The 20,781-nt window shown below is 48.2% G+C and carries 13 protein-coding genes; 9 read left to right on the top strand and 4 right to left on the bottom strand.

Annotated features, from left to right (window positions below; translation table 11 throughout):
* Nucleotides 1-2: 2 nt before the first annotated feature.
* Entirely contained in the window at nucleotides 3-836 is an 834-nt protein-coding gene (locus tag WCK19_RS04635) for a ParA family protein (protein WP_342396194.1), read from the bottom strand.
* Between the two features lie 399 nt (nucleotides 837-1,235).
* Here WCK19_RS04635 and WCK19_RS04630 point away from each other — a divergent pair, with 399 nt between their 5' ends.
* The 5 genes from WCK19_RS04630 to WCK19_RS04610 all read left to right on the top strand — a co-directional run bounded on the left by WCK19_RS04630 (nucleotide 1,236) and on the right by WCK19_RS04610 (nucleotide 13,400).
* On the top strand, nucleotides 1,236-2,261 hold the full coding sequence (locus WCK19_RS04630) for a peptidoglycan recognition family protein (protein WP_342396193.1): 1,026 nt from the start codon (nucleotides 1,236-1,238) through the stop codon (nucleotides 2,259-2,261).
* A gap of 313 nt (nucleotides 2,262-2,574) precedes the next feature.
* Nucleotides 2,575-2,880: a hypothetical protein gene (locus WCK19_RS04625; RefSeq protein ID WP_342396192.1), complete on the top strand. Its 306-nt coding sequence runs from the start codon at nucleotides 2,575-2,577 to the stop codon at nucleotides 2,878-2,880.
* A gap of 10 nt (nucleotides 2,881-2,890) precedes the next feature.
* Nucleotides 2,891-9,367, top strand: coding sequence for a tetratricopeptide repeat protein (locus WCK19_RS04620; RefSeq protein WP_342396191.1), 6,477 nt, complete (start codon nucleotides 2,891-2,893; stop codon nucleotides 9,365-9,367).
* A gap of 199 nt (nucleotides 9,368-9,566) precedes the next feature.
* Nucleotides 9,567-10,295 (top strand): hypothetical protein, encoded by a 729-nt coding sequence (locus WCK19_RS04615; protein ID WP_342396190.1) that lies wholly within the window; start codon nucleotides 9,567-9,569, stop codon nucleotides 10,293-10,295.
* A gap of 18 nt (nucleotides 10,296-10,313) precedes the next feature.
* Complete coding sequence (locus WCK19_RS04610) at nucleotides 10,314-13,400, top strand: C25 family cysteine peptidase (RefSeq protein WP_342396189.1); 3,087 nt, start codon at nucleotides 10,314-10,316, stop codon at nucleotides 13,398-13,400.
* Nucleotides 13,401-13,423: 23 nt separating this feature from the next.
* On the opposite strand, the gene WCK19_RS04605 is transcribed toward WCK19_RS04610, so the two are convergent.
* From WCK19_RS04605 to WCK19_RS04595, 3 genes are all read right to left on the bottom strand, one after another.
* Nucleotides 13,424-13,840 carry a hypothetical protein gene (locus tag WCK19_RS04605; RefSeq protein WP_342396188.1) on the bottom strand — a complete coding sequence of 139 codons (417 nt, stop codon included), beginning with the start codon at nucleotides 13,838-13,840 and terminating at the stop codon, nucleotides 13,424-13,426.
* A gap of 3 nt (nucleotides 13,841-13,843) precedes the next feature.
* The gene (clpB, locus tag WCK19_RS04600) at nucleotides 13,844-16,489 is read right to left on the bottom strand and encodes an ATP-dependent chaperone ClpB (protein ID WP_342396187.1); all 2,646 of its coding nucleotides are present in this window, start codon (nucleotides 16,487-16,489) and stop codon (nucleotides 13,844-13,846) included.
* A gap of 231 nt (nucleotides 16,490-16,720) precedes the next feature.
* Nucleotides 16,721-17,398 (bottom strand): hypothetical protein, encoded by a 678-nt coding sequence (locus tag WCK19_RS04595; protein ID WP_342396186.1) that lies wholly within the window; start codon nucleotides 17,396-17,398, stop codon nucleotides 16,721-16,723.
* Nucleotides 17,399-17,597: 199 nt separating this feature from the next.
* Here WCK19_RS04595 and WCK19_RS04590 point away from each other — a divergent pair, with 199 nt between their 5' ends.
* The 4 genes from WCK19_RS04590 to WCK19_RS04575 are packed head-to-tail and all read left to right on the top strand — an operon-like array spanning nucleotide 17,598 to nucleotide 20,593.
* On the top strand, nucleotides 17,598-18,509 hold the full coding sequence (locus WCK19_RS04590; protein ID WP_342396185.1) for an NAD(P)-dependent oxidoreductase: 912 nt from the start codon (nucleotides 17,598-17,600) through the stop codon (nucleotides 18,507-18,509).
* A 3-nt stretch (nucleotides 18,510-18,512) separates the two neighbouring features.
* Nucleotides 18,513-19,457 (top strand): lipoyl synthase, encoded by a 945-nt coding sequence (gene lipA, locus WCK19_RS04585; protein ID WP_342396184.1) that lies wholly within the window; start codon nucleotides 18,513-18,515, stop codon nucleotides 19,455-19,457.
* A gap of 9 nt (nucleotides 19,458-19,466) precedes the next feature.
* Entirely contained in the window at nucleotides 19,467-20,021 is a 555-nt protein-coding gene (locus WCK19_RS04580; protein ID WP_342396183.1) for a hypothetical protein, read from the top strand.
* Nucleotides 20,018-20,593, top strand: coding sequence for a hypothetical protein (locus tag WCK19_RS04575; protein WP_342396182.1), 576 nt, complete (start codon nucleotides 20,018-20,020; stop codon nucleotides 20,591-20,593). Before WCK19_RS04580 ends, WCK19_RS04575 begins: the two co-directional genes overlap by 4 nt.
* Nucleotides 20,594-20,781 lie beyond the last annotated feature (188 nt).

Below are 20,781 nucleotides of genomic sequence, written 5' to 3'. Positions count from 1 at the left end.
GCTTATACCTCGCTTTGTCCGCTGTCGTCAATCAGTGCTTCCTCGACCGCATCTGGACCATACACTAATTCCCGCGCCACATTGCGGTAGGCAATTGCACCTTTATCACGGGGTTTGTAACTTAGGATAGAGCGGCGCAACGCTTGCGATTCCGCAAACTGAACTGAACGCTCAATAATAGTTTTAAACACCGGAACCTGCTTTCCGAATTCTTCGCGGGTGAAATCTATAACTTCGCGATGTAATTTTGAGCGGGTGGTTTTGGTTAGAAGAATACCGGCTACCCTCAGTTCTGGGTTAAGCTCGGAGCGGCGTATAATATCAATTTGTTTGAGCATCATAGCTACTGCTTCAGCGGAAAGAGGTTCCGACTCGTGCGGAATAATTACTTCTTGAGCCGCCACTAGAGCATTTTTGACCAATACTCCCAAAGAGGGGAGGGTATCAATCATAATAAAATCATAGCTTTCACGAACCGGACGCAGTAATTTTTGAAGAATGAAAACCCCTTGCGAATTAATTAAAAGTTCGTCTGCAATACCGGCTAATCGAATATTGCTTGGCACAATATCCAACCCAGCAGGTGATTTTATTATTGTATTAACCAGTACGGAATCGTAGGTTGCCAGATAATGCTTTATAGCGGTATCAAGACCATTTTTTATATTGCTGGCTTCCACACCCGCGCTGAGTGTTAGATTTCCTTGAGGGTCACAATCCACCAGCAACACTTTGTAGCCCATCTCAGTCAAAGCCGCGCCAAGATTCAAGGTAGTGGTGGTTTTGCCGGTTCCGCCTTTTGGGGCAGCAACCGCTATAACACGCGCAGAACCCATTTTATCTCCAGAAAACACACTTATTTTAAAAATTTAGCTCAAAATACCACCTAATCATAACACATTTTCGCATATATGAGAACATCAAATCTACTGATTTATATTGTACGTCTGGACGTACAAGTTAAAAAAAGACATATCCCCTAAAATATTAGTTTTAATATTTGCAGGGTTTACAGATTATAATTAGTATGGTTAAATTGGTTTGAGAATACTATAGCTTGAACCTCTGAATTTTTTGGGTCTATTTCTCCGGGTCATTACTGAAATTAGGGTTGACTATGTATGTGCTATCAGGCATTTTATTTGCACAATGAAATTATTTTACCCTAACGGAAATATAAAATAAGGATAAAAAGTGCAAATAAATTTTGGTGATATTCTCAGGAGGAGAAATAAATGGTCGCTTATTTGATTGATTACAAAGTTGAGTGGAGAGGTTGTTCCAATTTCTGGAGTGGTCGTGATGGCAATAAACTTGTAGCTATTGTTGACCATATTATGCAAGGTACAATGGAATCAACCGACAGTTGGTTTAAAAATCGGCGCAGTGATGCCAGTAGTCACTTCGGGGTAGCTCTGGACGGGCGCATCTGGCAATGGGTAAAAGAAGAAGATGCTGCATGGGGCAATGGTATTCCCGGAAGCCCGGATACATCAATACCTTGGATTGCCGATTGTACCACGAAAAATATTAACTATAATAATGTTACCATCTCGATTGAACATGAGGGCTTCAGCGGCAAAGCCATGCCGGATGCTCAGTATTATGCCTCGCTCTGGTTGCACCGTTACCTATGCAGTAAATACAATATACAGTCCACTCGCCAATATATTATTGGTCATTACCAAATAGATAAAATCAATCGAGCGGGTTGCCCCGGTAACACTTTCCCATGGAATAAGCTAATGAATGATTTGGCAGGCTCGATACCTCTAGTCTCAACACCAGTGGTTATTACTCCCGTTAATACGCCTCCAGCCACTCCTGCCGACACCACTCCGGTAATAACGCCTCCAACCACTCCTACTGATACCCCTCCAGTGACACCGCCTCCAACCATTCCTACTGATACCCCTTCGGTAATAGCGCCTCCAACCACTCCTACCGATACCCCCCCAGTAACACCGCCTCCAACCACTCCACCTGCTGGGGTTGATTATAGCCGCTGGATAGAAGGCGTGACGGGTGTGGTTTATGAAAAAAGCGGTCCGCATACGGTACTGTACAACAACACCTATATAAGGCTACGCCCCTCGATTTCTTCTTATGACGGCACATTGTTGCGTACTCTTTCGCGTGGCGCTACGCTGAATTTTGTTGCTTATACCGACCTAGGACCGGTCTATCAAAATAGCTCGCGCTGGTATCTGATTTCTGATAATAATGGCGGTGGTTGGGTAAACTCCCGAATGGTGAGTTAATTCAGGTAAAATAGGTCGAAATATATATTGACAAGCGTGATAGAGTCGGATTATACTCTCGGTTAAGCATCTGCTATCGGTCTTGTATTATCGTTTCCAAATCGGGTCCTCTTTTCGCAGTACCGGGTCCTCTCTTAAACGGGTCTTCATTGTTTTATTAAATAAATTTCGGGTCAGGCTCTTTCCATTTCTTTTTAACCATCGAAGGTTTGTTGGTTGGTTTAGTGCATTTTGCGCTTTTCTCTACCACATGTTTTATACCTCACATGGTTATATTTTAATTGAGTCTGTCCGATTCAGGGTGGGGTTTGCTATGCAAGCGGTAAAGATAGTAATGGGCTGCTTAATTTTCATGTTGGGAGTAATTGCATCCCTATGTGGACTTTACATAATCTTAAGGAAAGAATATCAAGAAGCTGTTCGTACCCTTTCCTCACAAAGCCCCAAACTGGCGATTAAATCGCCGATGGAAGAATTGGTCAAGCCACTTGCCGATACATCGGTGCAACTAATGGAAACACTCAATAAGCTTATCCAAACTGCGGTTGGGGTAGGTGCATTTTTGTGTTTACTTGGTTCCGGTCTGTGCATACTGGGTTACTGGATGATTTCAAATTAGGTGTAACAATATGGCATCTCCGGATAATAAAGAGCAAAAGAGCGAAATGGATATAGCCGGTTGGCTGGAAAGCTATTACCGGGCGGTTGAAGGAACTGGCGCGAGTGGCAATCAACAAACTGGCGCGAGCTACGAACTATTTGCCTTCAATCTGAACCCAGAAGAGAGTGGCGATTTCGTTGCCCAGTTTGATCGCTTGCTGGCTTCGGTTGTCGCTAAACCCGGCTTGTCGTTGGAAGAAATTGCCCGGAATAATCGCCGCGTAGTTTTGCTTGGTCGTCCCGGTAGCGGTAAATCTACTATGCTTCGCGATTTCTGGGTAAAACAGGTACAGCTTGCGAGGGCTACTTCACCCAACCCTGCTCCGCTTCTCCCAATTTATTTGGAGTTGGAAAAAGGCGCTAAACAACAAGATGTTTTCCAGAACTCCTTGCAGTCTGCTTTGGCGCGTGCCGGTTCTGCCGGTGTTCCGGCAAACCTGTTCAAGCAAACTACCCCCTTATTGTTGATTGATAGCCTCGACTTATTGGAACCGGCAGTTGCTCCAGCTTTTATGTATGCGCTTAACCGCTGGTGTCGCGATGAAGCCCCCGATGCAAGAGTAATTATTACTTGCCGCTATCTCAGTTTTGCTTTATACCACCCTTGGTTTCGCGAAGAACAGCAATGGAACTTTTTCGGCGTTATTGGGTTAGCGCTGGAACAAGTTCGCAAAGTGTTGGTTCCACGCCTGAGTGACACGGATGCAAAAACCCTTGAGCAATCCGGGCTGATGTCGCTATTCACCAATCCGGCGTTGTTGCGTTCCACTCTTGAATCGATTCCGGCTTTCGCAAATTTAAGGACGTTGCTTCAATCACTCCTGAACACAATTTTTGACGGGAAAAGCGAATGGGCTTCCGGTTTGTTGCGCTGGCTTGGTTTTGCCGATGGTCATAGCAAAGAGATAGAACCGGAATGGCTGGATAGAATGCTGAACCTCGGCATTTTCGAGAAACACCCGGTTGCTGGTTGGACTCGTTTACTTGAACCATCCCTTAAAATTGCGTTGGGCGCATGGTATAGCCTTGCTGCTAGCCCCGAAACTTTGCCCGCTACCCTTGAAAGAGTTTTGTCTGGACTCGACAAAAACGAAGCCGCAAAGTTGACCCGTTTGCTTTACAGTCTTACCAAAGCCGATGAACGGCATCATTTGTTCAATGCCATTTTGGGACATAAGCCCGATTCTGAACGCCTCAATATGGCGCTCAACGCGGGTCAATCAGACCCAGACATATTGGAGCGTTTTGGCGAGTATCTTTCCCGTAAAAGCACCGAAGCTCCCGAATTATTGCGCTCTTTTGCTACCATAAACGAAGCTAACTCTTCTCCTCAACGTTTGCGTATTGCCGAAAAAGTGCTTGAATTACTGCTTCAAGACGGGCATGCCGATGATACCTTGCACCTGAATCTTGCCCGTGTTAAGGAACAATTGGGCAAAGGTGAGGAAGCGCTGGATACCTTTATGAAGCTGTCTCGCCACGGTAGCGTACCTGCGCTTGAAGGCGAATTAGGCGCGGTGCGATTGTTATCCAAAGGCGGTTGTACCGAGCAGGCTACCAGTCGCCTAGAGGAAATGCGGCGTAATCTTCAGGAATATCAGGCTGAAATTGACCATCAAACTGCCTTGATTTATCGAGATCAGGGCAATCATGAAGAAGCGTTAGTTTATGCCAAACGCGCCGGATTTAAGGGAAATCGCCCGCAACGCGCCGCTGTTTACCGTCACAATATGGCGCAAATCTTGGCGAAACTTGGCAAAAATGAGCGAGCAGAGCAAGAACTCACTGAGCTTATAACAGAATACCCCGATTTTGCAGAAGCTTATTACGATTTAGGCAAGCTTCAACTGGAACGTGGCGATACTACCAGCGCCCTCAACCACTTCAAACGCGCAGTCGAGTTGAACGGCACTTCCTCGCGTTATCTCTATGAGATGGGTCGGGCATGGTTGGCGGAAGGTCGTTATGAAGAAGCCTTTCAATATTTGCAAGCAGCCGTAGATAAAGAGGATGTTGCGCCGGAATATTTCACCTTGCTAGGTTTGGCTGCATTGAAATTGGGAAAAGCGGCTGAAGCGCGTGAAGCTTGTAGTAAAGGATTGAGCGAGCTTAAATCCGAGATGGGACGGCTTAATCCAGAAACCCTAATCTATTTGGCGGCGGCTGAATACAATCTTGGTAACTATACCGAAGCCTCGTCTGCTTTATTCCGGGCTATCGAGCTTGAACCATCTAACCCCTTGTTGCACCTGATTTCTGGAGTTGTGATGGAAGCGGGTGGCTACGTGCTACCTGCGGCAGAAAGTTATCGCAAAAGCATTAACTTAGCTTTAACTGATGAACATGCACCTGTGGCATATGAGGCAATTCTGCATCTGTCACGCCGTTTACGTCAGGAAGGACAGCATCTTGAGGCTCAGGAAGTGCTGGCAGATGTAAAATCTAGTACGCCTGAAATCTTGCATGAAAAAGGGATGTTGGCATTAGAGCAAAAACGCTACCGTGATGCTGCCGATTACTTTGGGCAAGGGATAGCGCAATTGGATAAAGCTGCTTCGCCTTTATCACTGCTCACCCTATTTTTCCAGCCTCAAGAGCTTGTTTTTGAATTACCTTTCCGGCAAGCACTTGCTTTGCGTGAACAGGGGCAACATTCGCAGGCACAGAAGATGCTACGCGCTTTGCTGTCGGAGAAAGAGAAGAATAATAGTGCGGATTTACCGCAACGCCGCGCTGCAATTCACCACCAGCTTGGTAAGAGTATGCTGGAACAACAGAATTTGAGGGAAGCTTTGCCCTTCTTGAGGGTAGCAGCGGCGGACGTTCCGAATAATGCCGAATATCGTCTCTCGTTGGCGAAGGGCTGGCTTATCGGCGGCGATTTTGAACGCGCTCAGAATGAGTTGAACGCTGCCCACGACCTTGAGCCTGATATGCCCGAAATTTACGCCGAGATGGCAGAATTGCAATTGGCGAGTCGGAAGCTCGATACACCTGCGTTATTAACTACGCTGAATCTGTACCAGAAGGCATTGAAGTACGCGCCTAACAATTCTGCTTATTTGGCGCGTGCTGCCTTGCTTGCTTATCGCCTTGAATATCGCAACCAATCCGCCGAGATGGTACAACGCTTACTGAAATTTGCGTCGGAAATGGCGCAAGCGCATTTGTTGGCAGCGTGTCTGGCAGAGCGTTCAGGCGAGATTGAAAAGGCGCGATCTGAGGCAGCTTTAGCGGTTAAAGCTCCTGAAAATCCCGGCTATTATCTGGTGGCGGCTCGACTTGCCCGTAAAGCCCGTGCTTTTGACCAGATGGAACGCTATTTTGAACCCCTCAACGAACGCAATCAGTTGCCTCTAGCTTTACAGGCGGCACTTCGTTATGAAGAAGGGGAACGCGCAATGGCTGAAAATCGCCAACTGGAAGCGGCGGGCTTTTTCCGGCTTGCCATTGAACTGCGCCAACATGCTGAAGCGGAAGATGCTCCTAGTCGTTTGGAAGATATTTATTATGACGATGAGGGGAATTTTGAAGATGAAAGCGTTGCGCTCGAAGCTGCTTATCGTATGGATTACGCCCGCGCTCTACTAGAGTTAGGCAAACTAGAACAGGCGCATACCGAACTGGACACGATTATCAGCCTCAATCCTGATAGCGCAAAAGCACATTCGGCATTGGGTGAGGTACAAGAGTTACTGAATCTAAGCCACGATTCGCTGCTGAGCTTTAAACACGCCGCCGACCTTCGCCCGACTCCTTCAAATCTCTATCGCTTAGGACAAGCCTACCTTAAAGGCGAGGGCGAGTCGCAAAGGGCAATTGAGTATCTCGAACGTGCAGCAAGTCATGAAATGGCGAATCGGAGCGACTATCATGCCTCCCTCGGTTATGCTTACCGTCAGGCGGCACGCTTTGGGGAGGCTCGCGCTGCTTATACTCGCGCTCTGCAACTCGACTCCCAGAATCCCGAATTGCATATGGCAGTGGCGGATACCTTCCTCGGAGAAGGAGATCGCTTGGCGGCAGTACAACCCTTGCAAGAAGCGGTTCTCAGCGCACCTGATAATCCGGCTTATCGCTTTGAACTGGCTGCTCTATTTGAAGAATTGGGCTGGCTACAAGAAGCCTCAGCCGAATACAAGCAAGCTACTGAACTAAGCCCTGCGGAAGCTAAAGCGTGGTTGAAAAGTGGTGAGGTGCTGATTCGTACCGGTAAGATTGATGCTGCTCGTAATGCGTTGGAAAAGGCAGTAGCGTTGGAAGGTCACGATCCGGCGGCACAGCATGCTTTGGGCAAATTGTATCTAGACTCGTTTGGATCGATTAGGAAACTTCCCAATATGCTGCCGCCCGATTTAGCTGGGATGTTTGGAACTATGCCCGGTGCGGATACGAGCGAACCGAAAAATGGCACGTCTGCTCAGGAAAATAATGCGCCCGACCCGGCTTCTTTGCAAAAGGCACGCACTCATTTGAGCCAAGCAGCCGCGCTCAGTCCCCAAACTGAAGAATATTTGATGGGAATGGCTCAAGCCGAGTTCCTGACCGAGAATTACGAAACTGCCGAAATTGCCTGTCAAAATGTGTTGAGAATAAACCCTAATAATTACGAAGCATCTCTTTTACTGGCGGAATCGAGTTTGCGGTTAGGTCGTTCCAACCTTGCTTGGGGTGCCGCACAGCAAGCCATCAAACTTTACAAGCACCGCGAGGATGCTTGGTTGCTGGCAGCCCGCGCCGCTTCTATGGGCGAACGTGAGGAACGTTCTATTGATTGCTTGCAGTTATATCTCAAGCTAAACAAAGGACAGATAATTGGACCTCTTGCTTACATTTTGATGGCGCGTTCATATCTTGCCTTGAATCAGGCAGAGACTGCGCTTGAACAAATGGAACATGCTCAGGCGCGTATGAAAGCGATGTTTAGCTCTCCCGGCTACGCTTTTATGGTGTTAATGGCGCGAATTATGCGGCAATTGGAGCAAGGCACCGAAGCTCTAGATTATTACCGTTATGCGTTACAACTTAACCCGCAAGACCCTGCCCTTCATAATGAAATGGGTGAGGCTTACCTTGAACAGCAAAAATTTGAGGACAGCGTCAACGCTTGCCGAAAAGCTTTGCAGATTGAGCCGAATAACTCAGCTTATCACTATAATGCCGGAATAGCTGCCTTAAGAATTGCCACAACACCGGGTCAATACTCGCGAAGACCTGAGGCTTACCGCCAACAAGCGATTGACTTCCTGAACAAAGCTATCCAGCTTAACCCTGAGATGGCAAATTACTGGTACGATTTGGCACAGGCGTATTCTACCATAACCGATTATAGCCAGATGAAAAAGGCGCTTGAGCAAGCGATTTCCCGTTCTGCTGCCTTCGAGAGTGCGGATGCGCCCCAAGCAAAATATATGCGTTTTTACGCTTTTACTTGCCTGAAACTAGGCGAGAATGAAGAAGCGCGTCAGACCTTGCAGAAATTACGGGAAGCTTTGCCGGATGACCACCAATCCGTGAACGATTTGGGAGAGATTTCCTTACTCTCTGGGCGTTACAGTGAAGCGTATAATTTCTTCAGAAGCGCCGAACATCTGTCAAACGACCATCCGCGCTATCTCGCCAATATGTCGCGTGCCTTGCTAAAAATGAACCGTTTGCATGAAGCGCGTGAATTGATTGAGGATGCTCTGAAGTTTGGAGCAGACGACCATTATGTGTTGCATCAACACGGGGCAGTATTGTTGGAAAACGGCATGGCAGAATTAGCGCTTGATAAATTACAGGCTGCTGCCGAAAAAGAGCCTTCCAACCCTGAGTTTCGCTATTATCTGGGAAGGGCATATCTGGAACTGAACTTGCTACCTCAAGCTGCCAATGAATATATGGATGCGCTGCAACTTGCGCCGAATCAACACCGCTGGCACGCTGAACTGGGCGAAATCTATTTGCAAGAACGGGCTTACTTGCACGCGCTGGAGAGTTTCCGGGTAGCGGTAAACCTTGATCCTTTGAATATAGATTATCGTTACAACATGGCGATTGCGCTTGCTGCCAATGGTGAATTGCAGCAGGCTATTCATCTGGCGCGTGAAGTGCTTGACCAAAAGGGCGCTCAAGTGGGGGCTGAATGGCACTACTTGATTGGGCGGTTGCTCTGCGAGTTGGGACGTTATGATGATGCACAGGGCTATTTCGAGTATGCCCACCAGTTACAACCGGAAAACCCGCATTATAAAGTAGATTTCGCCCGTATCCAACGCTTGCGGGGCGCTCCTATAGAAGATATACGTACTTTGCTGGAGGAAGCGGTTGAAGCCATCCCCGGTGACCCGCATTCTTTGCAAGAATTCGCTTATCTCCAAGAGATGGAGGATGACCTAGAAGGGGCAATCCAAACTATGGAGCGGGGTCTTTCTGACGTTTTAGATACAGTTCGAACATCCTAATTTGACGCGAAGGTGTTTTGTTTACTGCACCTTCGTTGTTTCTCCTAAGCTTTACCGGGTTCTTGGGACATTTGGGGGTAGACTCACAATCTGTTCGGCTAGAGAAGATTTATGTATCTGAGGTTTACGCACTTAAACCTCATTCCTTTCTACCATGCCACATGTCTGGCGCAGGAAAAACGGAGGAGTTTACAGAATTATGGCATTTGATTTATCTAATCTGGCGAAATATTTTGCTACAAATAGCAGTGTAGATCGCAATACAAACTGGCAGGCTAATGACGCATCTCAAACCGGACAATATAGCCGGGATTTTCTGTTGGGATACTTGCACCATTATTGCCGTTTGCACAATAGCCTTAAGCGACAGGGTACTATTCCGATTCTGGAAGCTTTACTGGAAATTGAACCTGAAAATGGTGAAATCTACTATCTAATGGCGCGTCAATACGAGCTTATAGAGAAAATCCCGGAAGCCTTGGAGTGCTTTGAACAGGCGGCGGCTTTGCGCCCAGATAAGCCGACCTATATGCTGGCGGCAGTGCGTGCGGCTTGTTACCTTGGTGAGCGCAGCAAAGCGTTGACGTTGGTTGGAACCGTTATTTCTGCTTACAACTTGCCGGAAGCCTATTACGAGCAAGGCTTGATTTATGAGACAGCATATGAAAATTGGGATTGGGCGCTACGTAGTTATGAGATGTGTACCAGACTTGAACCTGAAAACCTGTTTTACCTTTGCGCCGAAGCTCGCATGAACCGCTTTTTGAAACGCTACACTATGGCTAAACGAGCAGCTTCCAAGGCGCTGCGAATCGATCCTAAATGTGCCGAAGCGCACGAGGAGTTGCAGCAAATCCCTTTTTTCGACCAATTCATTGATATATTCCGCAACGAAAAGATCGAGAAAGAACCTATACCAACCGAGTAAACGGGATACAGGTACAAAATGACAGCGACTCAAAGTTCTGCGCTCAAGCTCGAAGTCAACTTATTTGACGGGATTACACTGGTCAGCCTTCTGTTACGCATGGGACATAGTTCGGAGGCTGCCAGCCTTGCCCGTCAGTTGATGGTGCATTTTCCACAGGCGTTACCGTTGCATGTAGCGGTGGGGCGGGCGCTTTCTATAGAACCACTTCCGGGGGAGAACGCCCGCCGCGCCGCTTTTCATCTTAGGCGCGTGTTGGATGCTGACCCGGATAACTGGCGTATGCGACTTGAAACAGCTTTGCTCTATCTACGCAGCGGTACTGCTAATCACCCGCGTGCCGGTGAAGAATTATGGCTGGCGGTTCAATCTGCGCCGGATAACTTGTGGCTGCGTCGCTGGTTAGAGAAACTGCCGGAGCATCCTGCTTTTGTTCCGGCGCGTCGCTGGTTAAAGGCAGTTGAGCGCAACGCCGAACCTGAGCCGGGCGACATTTTTGAAGATGATGCGGGCGGGTTGGCGCGTTTATATTTGCGCCGTCGCATGCCTTGGATGGCTATCCAATATTTTGAAAAGGCGCTAAGCCGGTTTGCTCACAACCAATCTGCTCCATTGAGCCTTAAAACCGGACTACTTCTGGCTTTTTGCCAAAACGATGAAGAGAAACGAGCCAGCGCACTTGCCAGCGAATTATTGCTGGAACAACCCCAATTAATTCTCCCTCGCTTGTTCCTGACCTCTTTTCTTGGGCGCAGTTCACTGAACAAGAATCCTGAAAACTTGAATCGAATACTTGAGCCGGTTTGGAAAGCTGACCCTTTTCTGGAACGTGCCACCGAAATGCTGGATGGGGCAGGCTTTACTATGCCCGAAGGGTTGTGGGTTCCGCGTGGGGCGATGGAACAGGGCAGTGCAATTCCGGTAAGAATCTCATTGGAAACCCTTGACCCAATTTGGCTGGAAGACTTGTTGAGAACCGCACGTCATCAGGAAGATGCACGCCGTGAGGTAGGTTTTAATCTACGACAAGCGGATGAAGCACCGGTTATCGGTTTGAACGCGCTGAGTGCCGCGGCAGCGCCAAAAGGCGATTCCGGTTCGGACATCAGAGAAATTGCGGCGAAATTGGCTGAGGTGGAGAGCTTGCTATATGGGAAACCAAAACCGCCTGAGCCGATAGTGGCAGTCCCAAAGGGTGGCGCAACTACTAAAAAGCGCGAACGGTCAGCGAAAGCAACCGATTTTAACCTTGCGCTTCCGCGTGACCATAAGACGGGAATACTGGAACAGACTACCGTTTTGCTCGTCAGTAGCGAACGTAATTTGCTTTCCAAATACGGCGCAAACGGTTACGCCCAAATTAAAACCATGTTGCAAGAACTGGTACAGGTTATGCGTCGGCGCGGTTTCGATAGCCGCTTGCTCATAGTGGATAGCGGTAACTCTTTGCGTGAGAACGGTTTCGATTTCCTAGACCCGGTACGCGCTCACGACCCTGAACTAGTTTGCAGCCTTATTAACGCCGCTTTGCCGGGTGAAGCCCAATCTTCTACCATCAATGTGGTTTTCATCATTGGCGGTCCTGATATAATTCCTTTCTGGAAACTTTCCAATCCGAGCTTTGATTCTGATAGAGAAGTTTTCAGCGATAACCCCTATGGTTCGCAAGACAGCACTTATCTTTTGCCCGAACGCATTGTGGGTCGTTTACCGGATGACGGCAGGGGTGATATTTCATTTTTCTTGCGCCGTTTGCGTGAGGTTGTAGCCCGCCAACGTGCCGATTTGGTTTCTCCAAAAATTGCGCCTTCCTTGCCGTTGCGCGTGATGGATAGCATTATACCTGCGCGGGCGCGTGCCGGTTTGCAGTCCATTGAAAACGGGTTGCAATTTGAGCAAAAATGGTTCAAATCGGCTTCTGGTGAGAAATTTCTGGACAAGAACGCCGCTGCTCGTTGGTCACCTTTCTTCTACAGCGCGGAAGCTTGGAAACGTAGCACCGATACTTTACGAAGCTTTATCAACTCGGATTATCCCGTTACGCTTTCCCCACCTACCAACGCTAGTTCGCTAAACCCCAATCTATTGCGCTCTGCTCGTCTTTTGCACTTTAATCTGCATGGGTTTCGTGACAATCCGAACTGGTACGGGCAAGCGCAGGGTGGTCGAATTATGCCCTCTATCTCTTCGTTGCCTCTGGCTTACACCCCCGCCCTATCCTCCGAAATCGAAGCTGCCGGGGCAGTGGTGTTCTCAGTGGCTTGCTACAGTGGCAACCTAATTAACAAGGGTGTGAATGATAGCATCGCGCTTTCTTTTCTGGAAAGAGGGGCGGCAGCAGTGGTCAGTTCCACCGTTATCAGCTATGGCTCGGCAGGTCCCGAACTTTCATGCGCCAGCCATCTTGCTTATTATTTTTGGAAAGGAATTTTGCGGCAGGGCTATTCTTTCGGGCAAGCGCTTCAATCCGCTAAAACCGAGTACACCCGCGCTCGCCTTGCGGCAGGGCATAACTTGACCGGAGATGATGCCAAAACCCTGCTCGAATTTGTAATGCTAGGTGACCCAACTATCGGGTTACGCGCTACCGGTCCCAATTTCGTTTCAAATATGCACGACCCGCCTTGGGGTGAGCATAGCCCGATTCATCCAAAGGGCTGGTTTTTAGGCAATCGCGAAGAAGATTTGAAGCTCAAGGATATGGCTCGCGGTTGGTGGGATAAGTTGGTGCGACCCCGCACGAATTATCAGCCGATACAATATAACCGCTTACCTCCCGACCTTTTGCAAAAAATCGAACGGGTGCTGGAATGGCTTTTGCCTGAACCGATTTCTAACGAAGCTGAATTAATTCAGGCGCTAGTGGATATGAGCGGCGATTACCGCCGTCCCGGTTCAAACACTTTTAGAGTGCAAAGCAAGGGAGGAGATGGCGCGGCAGATTCCGGTACGCCCGATTTTATCGGTGATAGCGGGCAAGTGTTACTATCCGGGCAGCGTTCGCTCAATACCGAAGATGGCTATCGTTACCGTCAGACCTTTCATCTTGCCACCGATTTTGAAGGAGAGCAGATGAGCCTGAACCTTTCACGAGGCAGGGGTTAAGAACCGCCTGCCTCAAAACTACTTTATAGAAAATATAGACGGGGCGTTGCATATAGCATAGCAATACCCAGCGGCAATCCGATTAGGGTAATGCACATTGTTATTGCTATTGCCAGCCAAGTTGTCCCAAGCCAACAACCTATAAATAGGAAGTAAAGTAGGCGAATCGCTAAAGAGGGGTGCGGATTGTAACGCTGATAATAATAGCTATACTCGTGTCTGATTCGCTGGGTTGGATACATAGGTCGGTGATAATCAGCCGCTCTCTGATAGTAAACTTGCGGCGGTATCGGGTAAGCAACCTGTGCCGAAGCATAGGCTGGATGATTTACCCCCGCAGGGTTGGAATAATAGCCCTCCGGCATCGGCGTAGGTGCGCTTTCACGCCTAACATGTGGCTCTTCAGGATTGGGCCACTTGCTAAAATCATTTGAATTCATAGCTTATGCCTCCTTGTTTTTGCTGGCAAAACGCAAAATGCGTTCGGCAATTGGAACGCCGTTTTTTTCGTCCGCCAATACCAGCACAGTATCTCCATCCTTGAAACGCCCACCTAGTAATTCTATCGCCAATGGGTCTAACACCAATTGTTGAATAGCGCGGCGCAAAGGACGCGCCCCGAACGCAGGGTCATAACCCACTTCAACCAGAATTTCACGCGCTTCCGGCGAGATTTCCAGATTGATTTTGCGGCTTGCCAATCTTTTTAGCAGCATTTTCAGCTGAATATCTATAATAATGTTAATTTGTTCTCTTCCAAGCGGTTTGAAGACAATAATTTCATCAATCCGGTTCAGGAATTCAGGTCGGAAATGTCCACGCAACGCAATCATAACCGCTTCGCGCATCTCTTTGGAGTTAGCTGGGATGCCGTTTTGCGTCATTTCCATAATGCTGTCACTACCGAGGTTCGAGGTCAAGATGATTACCGTATTCTTGAAATTCACGGTGCGCCCTTGACTATCGGTAAGCCGCCCGTCTTCCAGAATTTGCAGCAACATGTTAAATACGTCCGGGTGCGCCTTTTCTACCTCATCAAACAGTACCACAGTATAGGGCTTGCGGCGTACTGCCTCGGTGAGTTGCCCGCCTTCTTCATAGCCCACATAACCTGGAGGCGCACCCACCAAACGGGCGACTGCCGCCTTTTCCATGTATTCGCTCATATCAAGGCGCACCATCGAATGTTGGTCGTCAAACATGAACTCTGCTAAGGCGCGTGCCAATTCCGTTTTGCCCACCCCGGTAGGTCCGAGAAACATAAAAGAGCCAAGCGGACGGTTGGGGTCTTGCAACCCGGCGCGAGCGCGGCGAATGGCATCCGCTACCGCTTTCAAAGCCTCTTCCTGCCCTACTACGCGCTGTCGCAACCGTTCTTCCATATTTAGCAGTTTGGTAATTTCGCCTTCTATCATACGGCTGACCGGGATGCCTGTGCGCCTTGAAACAATCTCGGCGATTTCTTGCTCGTCCACATTTTCGCTTAACAAGCCGTTGCCCTGTTGCACCTCATTCAGTTTGGCTTCCTGCTCTTTGAGTTGCCATTCGAGCGTGCTGAGTTTGCCGAATTTAAGCTCACTGGCTTTGGCGTAATCGGTTTCGCGTTGTGCCTCTTCTACTTCGCGCCGAGTTTGTTCTATTTGTTCGCTCAATTCTCGAATCTTGTCAATCGCCTGTTTCTCGTTTTCCCATTGCAGGGTTAGTTGGTGGTCTTTCTCGCGTAGGTTCGCTACTCTTTGCTCAACCTCTGTTAATTGCTCCGCGCTTTCGGTATCGAGTTCTTTTTTTAAAGCCTCGCGTTCCATCTCAAGTTGGGTAATATCCCTGCGCACTGAGTCCAGTTCAACTGGCAGACTATCAATTTCGGTACGCATACGGGCAGCGGCTTCATCAATCAGGTCAATAGCTTTATCAGGTAAAAACTTGTCGGTAATATAACGCTGGCTTAATTCTACTGCCGCCACCAGAGCCGAATCGGTAAATTTTATGCCGTGATGCACCTCATACTTGTCCCGCAAGCCTCGCAAAATACTGACGCTGTCTTGAACGCTCGGCTCGTTTATCTGGATAGGCTGGAAGCGGCGTTCTAGCGCGGGGTCTTTCTCGATATTCTTGCGATACTCATCCAGTGTAGTTGCCCCAATCAAGTGCAGTTCACCCCTGCTCAACGCCGGTTTTATCATCTGGCTGGCATCCATCCCGCCATCTCCACTACCGCCCGCGCCCATAATCATGTGAAGCTCATCTACAAAAAGGATGATTTTACCCTCGGCTTCCTCAACCTCTTTCAGCACTGCTCGCATGCGCTCCTCGAACTCGCCTCGATAACGCGCTCCCGCTACCAAAGAGCCTAAATCCAGCGAAATCAGCTTTTTATCCTTGAGTGTGGTTGGCACATCGCCCCGCACGATACGCTGCGCCAGCCCTTCCACGATGGCGGTTTTACCCACACCGGGTTCACCTACTACCACCGGGTTATTTTTGCTGCGGCGACTCAAAACCTCAATTATCTGTCGCATTTCCTCATCGCGCCCGATAACCGGGTCAAGTTTGCCGTTTTTAGCCCGCTCGGTCAAGTCACGTCCATATCGCTCTAGGGTTTGATAAGATGCTTCCGGGTTTTTATCCACAATGCGCTCAACTTTAGGTCCTCGAATGCTGCTCAGAATGCCAAAAATAGCGTCACGGTTCACCCCTTCCTCGCGCAAAATACGCCCCGCCTCATGATTAATCAGGGGCGAAGCCAACGCCATCGCTAGATGTTCTGCGCTAACATAGGCATCCTTCATGCGCGAGGCTTCATCCTTAGCCTGAGTCAGCACACGCTTGGTGGCAAGCGAAATAACCGGATTAAGCTTTTCAATAAAAACTTTGGGCAATCGCATCATCGCCCCTTCCAGCCTTACCTTGATACGCGCCGGATTTGCATTGAGCTTACTGATGATGCGGGTGGTGATACCATCGGATTGTTCCAGCAATGCCAGCAACAAATGTTCCGGTTCAAGTTGGCTATTGTTGCGTTGTTCGGCGAGGGTGTGCGCTGCCGCCATTGCTTCTTGCCCTTTTTCGGTCAATTCTTCGAGTTTCATTCCGGCTCTTTCTTGTTTTTGTAATTAGATTGATTGTGTAAATTCTGACACTACCACGCGCGTATTTGTTTCTGATTTTGAATATATTCCTGTTATAAACTACGCAACAATAGCCACAAGGTCTCAAAATAAAGCTCTCATTATTAATTATGATAGTATATTGCATTACGTACAATAAAAAGCCCCTTCCCAATATCGGGAAGAGGCTGCGACTATTGTGATAATGCGCCGCTAGGAGGGCGGGTCAATGGTAATCGCATAAATTTTGAAGTCCTCCCACTTGTTCTGGGTTCCTTCTGGTATCACAAAAACCTTGAACGCGCTCGATTTCCCATCCTTGAATTTCATCTTACCTTGCAATTCGATACTGGATTGACCACTTGAGAAGGTTTCACTGATATAAAAATCTAGCGAAAGACTGTCATATTTTTTAACTGTGCTATTATCTGCAAATTTTGCTAACTCATCACTTGATACAACAGAGGCAGAGATGGTGGACATTTTGCTTATATCGTTGGAAGCCGCAGCACGCATATACTGGTCAATACGTCCCTCTATTTGACCTTTGGCGAAAATTAGCGGACCAATCGTAGCAGAGAGAAGAACCCCCACACAAGCGACAATGGCTATCACCGGAATAAGGATTATTAGCAGACAGCCCCACCAAGGCAACCCGCCTTTTTTCTTTTGAGGAGGCGCTGGATAATAGCCCGGCGGCGGTGCGCCATACCCGTATTGTGGTTGACCCTGCGGTGGCATTCCATATGGCGGTGGTGCGCCATACTGAGGCGGCACACCGTATGGTTGCTGACCTTGCGGCGGAATCCCATAAGGCGGTTGTCCTTGAGGTGGGACACCATATGGTGGTTGGTCGGGTGGAGTACCCCCAAAGGGCGGTTGATTTGACATAATAATAATTCCTTCTTTCTTCACAAGCAAGCTAATTGAACGTCTTAATTCAGCATATTATGAAAATGGAACATTGGCAAGATATTAATCCGAAATTGCGACCGGAATATAATAGTTGTATAATTTTTCGACAATCAACATAATCTTAACGGTTAGATCCGTAAACAGGCGCCTTTATTACAGGTGAAAGAAGTCGGTTATGCAAAAAACGATACTGGTAACCGGTGGAGAAGGCTTTATCGGCAGAGCAGTTTGCCGTACTTTGCTGTCTTCCGGTCTTGTTGTTGTTTCGCTCGACCTTGTCTCTCATCCTGACCGCACTGAAGGCGTAAAGTTTTACCAAGGTAATATTAGCGATAAGGCAAGCTTGCTTACTCTTTTTCAGGAAAACAAGTTCAATTGCATTATACATCTGGCTTCCCTTCTTAATTCAGCCTCTCGCAATAACCCGGTAAATGCTACAAAGGTTAATATCATGGGTAGCCTGCACCTAATGGAATTGGCGCGGGATTATCAGGTGGCGCGTTTTATTTACGGCAGTTCTATCAGTATTTACGGTTCTTGCCAACCTTCTGAGGCGGTTTCAGAGACCCATCCCACATTACCCGAAGATGTGTATGGCGCGTGCAAATATTATGTAGAAACGTTGGGTAGAAGCTTCAACCAACAGTATGGCTTTAACTTTGTAGCTTTGCGAATCGCAACGGCACTGGGGGCAGGTTCGATTGTCACTTCGTCACCATGGCGTGCAGAGCTTTTCGGGAAGGTTGGCGCAAACACGCCTTTTGATATACATATTCCGTATGGTGCTGGTGAAAGATTTCCCTTTGTCTATGTTGAGGAGGTGGCAGCAATGCTGGAAAGGCTGGTTAATGCCGAGCAAATTCGGCACGAGGTTTACAATACTCCGGCAGAGACATGGGAACTTGGCACGCTCAAACTTTTTCTTGAACAGCTAAACCCCAATCTAACAATAACGTTGGGTGATACAGTAGTAACTGGATTCCCCGCTATGATAAGCGGTGAGGTTTTACGGCAAGAATTTGCTTATACACCTGTGCCTTTAAAAGAACGCTGGTTAAAACAATTAGAAGTTTTGCAAGGGAAGTAATATATGCCCAGACGTACAATAGAAATTATTCCATTGGTAAAAGGCGATGAAGTTTACCAGAAAGCGACCCCGCACCCGGTAGCTTTGCCGCGTGAACGTCGTCCGGAATGGCTTAAGAAGAAATTGCCGAGTGACCCTAACTATTTCGCCTTGAAACGCCTGATGCGTGAAAAAGGCTTGCATACCGTTTGTGAGGAGGCGAATTGTCCCAATATTACCGAGTGCTGGACTAACCGCACTGCCACTTTTCTCATGTTAGGCAATATTTGCACCCGCGCTTGCGGTTTTTGTGATGTGATTAGCGGTAAGCCCTTGCCGCTTGATGAAAATGAACCGCGCGAAGTGGTTGAGGCAGTGAAAGCGCTGGAACTAAAGCATGTGGTAATTACCAGCGTTAACCGCGATGACCTGCCGGACGGTGGGGCGCATATATACGCTGAGGTTACACGGTTGATTCATCAGGAGTTGCCCGGTTGCCGGGTGGAATTGCTAATCCCTGATTTTGTGGGAAATTGGGATGCGCTCAAAATGGTGTTGGACGCTCAGCCCGAAATCCTTAATCACAACACCGAAACAGTGCCGCGCTTTTATCGCCATGTGCGCCACAAAGCCCGCTACCCTCGCACCCTTGAATTGCTCAGACGCGCCAAAGATTTAGGGCAATCCTATAATGTAATTACCAAAACCGGGGTGATGGTAGGCTTGGGCGAGACAAAAGAAGAACTGATGGAAGTTATGCGCGATTTGCGCGAGGTGGATTGTGATGTGCTGACGTTGGGGCAATATATGCGTCCTTCGCCAAAGCATCTGTCGGTCGAGCGTTATTATACCCCAACCGAATTTGAGGAACTCAAAGAAGTGGCGTTGTCACTAGGATTTAAATATGTAGAAAGTGGTCCACTGGTACGTAGTAGTTATCACGCGCACCAACAAGCGCCGAATGCTTAGGACGAAACTTTGTTGCTGGTAAAGCCTGCGCCACCCCCCGAAGCTAAAGTGGTGAAGCCTTTTCGCTGGTGGTTCTTGCTATATCTAGCGGTACAGAACGCGCTGGTTATGGTCGCTCTGGACTGGCTATTTGCATGGCTGTTGCATGGTAGATTTCCTACGCCGAGTACATTTATACCGGCGGGAATTATAGCTGCGCTAACCGTGGTGGGCTATATTACCGCTACCAACCCGGCGTTGCGCCCTAAACTGCCCCTATGCCCGGAAATGGAATTAGCCCTTGAGTTGGATAGCCTCACCCTGTGCTACTATAATTACCCACACGAAACGGTACAATGGCGAGATGTGGCGCTGTTGGAATGGCAGGAGGGCAACTTTCCACCTGTGGCAGTTATGCAACTTTACCCCGATAGCGCGTTATATAAAGCGCGTGCTGCCGCTGACCGTCCGCTCTTTGTAGTGCTGGCATTAACCGGATTTGAAATTCCCGCCCATGTGCTTTATAAGCAGCTAGAGCAATACTGGTGTACTATCAAGCAAGGCAGGAGTAATTTACAGAAGTGATTATAAAACCGGATAATCGTTATACCCGCCGTTTCGCGCTGATGGCGCGTGTAATCCCCGCTGCCATTTTTGTTCTACTGGGTGGTGGGCTTTTGTTTTATACCGCGCTCGGCTTTTTTTCGGATTCGGGTAGTAAGGGTTGGGTAGGCGGTTTGGTGAGCTTTGTCCTTACCGGGTTGTTATGCTTCCTGATGAGCATCATGATGTCACGGCGCGGCTTTGACCGTTTGCTGGAGCGCATGTCCACGCGCCTCTCGCCCGAATCCATCTTTTTTGACAATCGCTATTTTGGCAGCGTCCAATTGAACTGGAGTGATATAACAGACGTTAGGTTGTGTGAGCAAAAAGGTAATGAGGGGATATTTTTCAAATTGGAAATCGGTAGCATTACTGTGCAAGATTTTGCTGATTTGCTATTGCGGGGCAAGGATTTAGAGCGGGCGCAAGGCTACCAATGGCGCATGACTCCCGACCTGTATGATCGCCCTACCGCAGAAATGTACGTCCTGATAACTCGTTACTGGCGTGAACCCTCTGCCCGCCTTGAATTAGCTGAGGAAGTCACCCGTTGAGTCAATAATCGGCTAATAAACACTACCAAAAATAGTACTATTATCTAAATCCATTTCCGGAAATATGCTGCTATAGTATATAAATGGTGTAAAATTATCTAAAGTATTATATCTACACTGGATTCAGGCTGATTTACTGGTAAATCGGATAGGGATACTGTGGAATCAGAGGTTCTGGTATAATTTTA

It is taken from the genome of Candidatus Chlorohelix sp. (assembly GCF_037138995.1).
Taxonomy (GTDB): domain Bacteria; phylum Chloroflexota; class Chloroflexia; order Chloroheliales; family Chloroheliaceae; genus Chlorohelix.
Note: the sequence above shows the minus strand (reverse complement) of the source record. Positions and strands in the feature narration are given on the sequence as shown.